Source organism: Luteococcus sediminum (assembly GCF_054783495.1).
On the sequence record NZ_BAAGQL010000002.1, the window covers coordinates 1 to 4,538 of the forward strand.

The 4,538-nt window shown below is 67.0% G+C and carries 5 protein-coding genes; all 5 read left to right on the plus strand.

Annotation, left to right across the window (positions count from 1 at the left end):
* Positions 1 to 107 precede the first annotated feature (107 nt).
* The 5 genes from ACYVKA_RS01215 to ACYVKA_RS01235 all read left to right on the plus strand — a co-directional run bounded on the left by ACYVKA_RS01215 (position 108) and on the right by ACYVKA_RS01235 (position 4,335).
* On the plus strand, positions 108 to 668 hold the full coding sequence (locus ACYVKA_RS01215; RefSeq protein WP_260849468.1) for a cadmium resistance transporter: 561 nt from the start codon (positions 108 to 110) through the stop codon (positions 666 to 668).
* On the plus strand, positions 665 to 1,189 hold the full coding sequence (locus ACYVKA_RS01220) for a signal peptidase II (protein ID WP_047692497.1): 525 nt from the start codon (positions 665 to 667) through the stop codon (positions 1,187 to 1,189). Before ACYVKA_RS01215 ends, ACYVKA_RS01220 begins: the two co-directional genes overlap by 4 nt.
* Positions 1,190 to 1,416: 227 nt before the next feature.
* Positions 1,417 to 1,983 (plus strand): recombinase family protein, encoded by a 567-nt coding sequence (locus ACYVKA_RS01225; protein ID WP_056131862.1) that lies wholly within the window; start codon positions 1,417 to 1,419, stop codon positions 1,981 to 1,983.
* Positions 1,984 to 1,994: 11 nt separating this feature from the next.
* Positions 1,995 to 3,446: a Mu transposase C-terminal domain-containing protein gene (locus tag ACYVKA_RS01230; RefSeq protein ID WP_166835085.1), complete on the plus strand. Its 1,452-nt coding sequence runs from the start codon at positions 1,995 to 1,997 to the stop codon at positions 3,444 to 3,446.
* A 10-nt stretch (positions 3,447 to 3,456) separates the two neighbouring features.
* Positions 3,457 to 4,335, plus strand: a complete 879-nt coding sequence (locus ACYVKA_RS01235) for an AAA family ATPase (RefSeq protein WP_460702342.1) — start codon at positions 3,457 to 3,459, stop codon at positions 4,333 to 4,335.
* Positions 4,336 to 4,538: the final 203 nt, after the last annotated feature.

Below are 4,538 nucleotides of genomic sequence, written 5' to 3' on the forward strand. Positions count from 1 at the left end.
CTGGATCAACCAACCCGCCGACAACACCGGCATCGAGCTAGCCGCCTAACACCCACCGGCCTCAACTACCTTGACAAATTCCGATCGGCCTGTTCGCCGCCACCAACATTGACGACATCGTCGTGCTCGTGGTGCTGTTCCTCGCCTCTCGTCGGGGAAAGCCAAGACCATGGCAGATCGTCGCGGGGCAGTACCTCGGGTTCATCACCCTCGTCGTGGTCAGCGTGGTGGCCGCTTTGGGCTTGACGATCATCCCAGACTCCTGGGTCGGGCTCCTTGGGCTGATCCCTCTAACCATCGGCATCTGGACGCTCGCGCGGGGGCTACGCCGCAACCAGGCTGATGACGATGGTGAAGCAAAGATCACTGCAGTCGGGTTGTGGGGCGTCGCCGGGATCACGATCGCCAATGGTGCCGACAACATCTCCCTCTACACGCCGATCTTTCGCACCAGCGCACCCGCTGACGTCGTGGTCATGATTGGAGTGTTCCTCCTCCTCGTGGCCGTCTGGTGCGGCGCGGGACGGCTGATCGGAACGCACGAGGCCGTCACCGATGCGTTGGAACGGGTCGAGCATTGGCTTGTCCCCGCAGTGTTCATCGGACTGGGGCTGTTCATCCTGATCGAGTCCGGCGTCGTCCTCCGGCTCTCGGAGGTCTTCGCATGACGTCGCGCGAGACCGGCCACGAGCCCGAAGCACGAGAAGTTCCCCCGCCGCGGCGCTGGCAACTCACCGTGGGAGCGTTCACGCTCGGCGCGTTGGTAGTCCTCGTCGACCAGGGGACCAAAACTTGGGCCGAAGCCACACTTACCGAGGGCGAACGCGTCCCTTTGATCGGCAACCTGTTGGGTTTGCAACTTGCCTACAATCCCGGCGCGGCCTTCTCCTTCGGCGAAGGCTCCACCCCGGTGTTCGCTCTGGCGGCCGTCGTTGCTACGGTCACCGCGGTCGTCTTCGCCTTGCGTGTCCGGCGACCTAGGTGGGCGATCGTGATCGGTGCGCTCGGTGGAGCCGCCGCCTCGCACACCGGCGACCGGCTCTTCCGCGAGCCAGGGTTTGCCCAAGGTCATGTCGTGGACTTCCTGGCATACGGCACCTGGTTCATCGGCAACGTTGCGGACATCGTGATCGTCGCGGTCGCGATCACCGGAGTGCTCCTCATGCTCCGCGAGCGGCCCGGCGAGTGACGCCGCTTTAGCGAACACAGCGGCAGCATCGGAGAGTTCACTACTTCCCCAGGCGGCGAGATCTCCCTCGAGGTCAAAAGTTACGGCAGCTACCGGGTCCAACTGGTCCCGCGGACGACCGTCCATGAGACACCACGGCAGGCGAGCGTCCAGATCGGCGCGTCGTGTCTCATGGCCCGTGTCCGAGACCTATGTACCGCGAGGGACGTTGGCGGTACATTCGGGTCATGGCTTCGATCGGATACGCGCGCGTCTCGACCCGGGAGCAGAACCCGGACGGGCAGACAGACCTGCTCGCCGCCGCGGGGTGCGAGAAGGTGTTCGTCGAGCACGCCTCGGGAGTGCTGGCCAAGCGACCCGCGCTCGACGACGCTCTGGACTACTTGCGCTCAGGTGACACCCTCGTGGTGACCAAGCTCGACCGGCTCGGGCGGTCGGTGCGCAACCTCAAGGAAGTCGTCGAGAGCCTCCAGCAGCGAGGCATCGGTCTCAAGGCGCTGTCTCAGGGCATCGACACCACGACACCGGGTGGCCGCCTGTTCTTCCACATGCTCGCCGCGATCGCTGAGTTCGAGCATGACCTGATCGTCGAGCGCACCCAGGACGGTCTTGCCGCCGCCCGAGCGAGAGGTCGCAAGGGCGGCGGCCGGTTCAAGATGACGGCGACCAAGGCGCGCCAGGCCCGGGCGATGTACGACGAGAAGTCCTACACGGTCCAGCAGATCGCTGAGACGTTCGGTGTCTCGCGCGGCACGATCTACCGTCACCTCGCCCAAGACGCACGGCCGATGTGAGGTGAGGGGACGTGCCTGCGCGGTGGGAGGTCTCAGACAAGATCGCTCTCCTGCGCCAGCACGACAACGGTGTCCCATGGACGCGGCTGGCAGCCGAGTCGGGTGTCTCGTTGCGCACCCTCTCGCGCTGGGCGCGCGCCTACCGGGCTGACTCCACCTCGCACGGCCTCGCTCGGCGCCAACGCAGCGATCATGGCCGGCGCCGCATCCCGACAGAGCTGATCGAGATAGTCGAAGCGCTCGCCCTGGCAAAGCCGGCTCCGACAGTGGCGTTCGTCCACCGCCGCGTTGCTGGGATCGCACATGACCGCGGCCTGTCTGCCCCCAGCTACTCCAGCGTCCGGAGCCTGGTCACCGGGATCGATCCCGGGCTGCGCGCTCTGGCCGAGCACGGGGACGCGGGGTACCGGGACAGGTTCGAGCTGGTGCTGCGGCGCTCGGCCGAGCGACCCAACGAGCAGTGGCAGGTCGACCACACTCTCCTAGACGTGGCGATCCTCGGCGCCAAGGGAACCCAGGTGCGCCCGTGGCTGACTGTGGTCCTGGACGACTACTCCCGCGCCGTGGCCGGCTACACCCTCTTCCTCGGCGCACCTTCGGCCGAGCAGACGGCGCTCGCCCTGCACCAGGCCGTCAACGCCAAGACGAACCCAGGCTGGCCGGTCTGCGGGCTGCCCGAGGTCCTCTACAGCGACCACGGCTCGGACTTCACCTCCGCTCGCCTCGAGCAGGTCTGCCTGGACACCCACATCCGGCTGATCCACTCCCGAGTCGGGGTCCCCCAGGGTCGAGGGAAGATCGAACGGTTCTACCGGACCGTCACCACCGAGCTCCTGCCGCACCTGCCCGGGTACATCCCGCACGGCACGAACGGTGCCCCGGTCACGACCCCGGCGCTGACGCTCGAAGACCTCGACGTCATCGTCGAGCAGTACGTCGTCGCCGAGTACAACACCCGCCCTCACTCCCAGACCCACCAGGGGCCCAACGACCGGTGGAGCGCGAGCGGCTTCATCCCGCGCAGCCCCGCCCACCCCGAAGATCTCGACCTGCTCCTGCTCACCGCGGCCACCACCCGCAAGGTCCAGCGCGACGGCATCCAGTTCGCCTCGACCCGCTACCTGTCCACAGTCCTGGCCGCCTACGTCGGGGAGCAGGTCACCGTCCGCTTCAACCCGCGCGACGTCGGGGAGATCCGCGTGTACTTCAACGACGAGTTCTTGTGCCGGGCGATCGCCCCCGAGCTATCCGCCGAGTCAATCTCCCTCGACCAGCTCCAAGCCGCCCGCCGCCAACGCCGCCGCGACCTCAAGCACCAGCTCCGCCAACACCGCACCCTCGCCAGCGCCCTCCCCGGCGACACCCGCTACACCCCACCAGCAGGCAGCACCGACGACACAGCACCGCCACCGGCTCCTGAGCCCCGACCACGACATGGACTGCGTCTGTATGCCACCGACTAACAAGCTCTCCGTGCTCGGCAAAGACGACGACGGCCGGCGGTTCCTCACCGGCACCTTCGACGAGGTCAACTCCCCCGCCCCGCACCCTCACCCCGCACCGGCCTTCCACAGCACCCGCGAGCACCGGCGGTTCACCGAGTTCGCCGACACCGTGCGCACCCACCGCTACATCGGACTGTGCTGGGGCCCACCCGGGATAGGAAAGACACTCTCAGCCCGCCACTACGCCGGCGTCGACGACTGGGAACAGTGGCAGTCCGTGGTCGCCGACGCGGTCGGGCCCGTACCGCCGCGCGTCCTAGAAGCACGCACCGCGTTCTACACCCCCACGGTGGCCGCCACCGTCAAGCAGATCGACCAAGGACTGCCCCGAGCCTGCCAGGCGATCTCCTACGCGATCGACTACGCCGAGCTCGGCCTCGTCGACCCCTACCTCTACGACGCCTCACGCTCCTCCGGGCGCACCGAGCTCCTGATCATCGACGAAGCCGACAGGCTCAAGAGCGCGGGCCTCGAGCAAGTCCGCGACTACTACGACCGCCACCACATGGGCGTCATCCTCATTGGCATGCCCGGCATCGAGAAACGCCTCGCCCGCTACCCCCAGCTCTACAGCCGCATCGGCTTCGCCCACGAGTACCGGCCCCTCGGACCCGACGAGCTCACCGCTGTCCTCTCCGCGCGCCTCCCTGCACAGCACAACACCGACCACGACCCGATCGCCCACGCCGCCGCCCTGGCCACCATCGCCCGCATCACCGCCGGCAACTTCCGACTCCTCGATCGCCTGATCACCCAGATCGAACGCGTTCAGACCATCAACGACCTCTACACCCTCTCCCCAGAGCTCGTCGACGCCGCCAGAGAAGCCCTCCTCATCGGCCACTGAGCGCTCTCAGAAGCACGCCACCAACCGATGCGATCCACACGTTCCTCTCGATAAGTTGCGTTGGTGTCCGGTGAGGGTTCCACTTACGGGACGGTCAATGCTCATGCCGCAGACCTCCCCGGGAGCGTCCGATTAACGGTGTAAGTGGCGGTTTCGTTACTGGTGGGTGCTGGCCGCGGGCATGCGGTCAGCGAAGGTGGTGG

Coding starts and splice junctions, on each gene's coding strand:
- ACYVKA_RS01225 (WP_056131862.1), top strand. CDS start 1,417: ATGGCTTCGATCGGATACGCGCGCGTCTCGACCCGGGAGCAGAACCCG.
- ACYVKA_RS01220 (WP_047692497.1), top strand. CDS start 665: ATGACGTCGCGCGAGACCGGCCACGAGCCCGAAGCACGAGAAGTTCCC.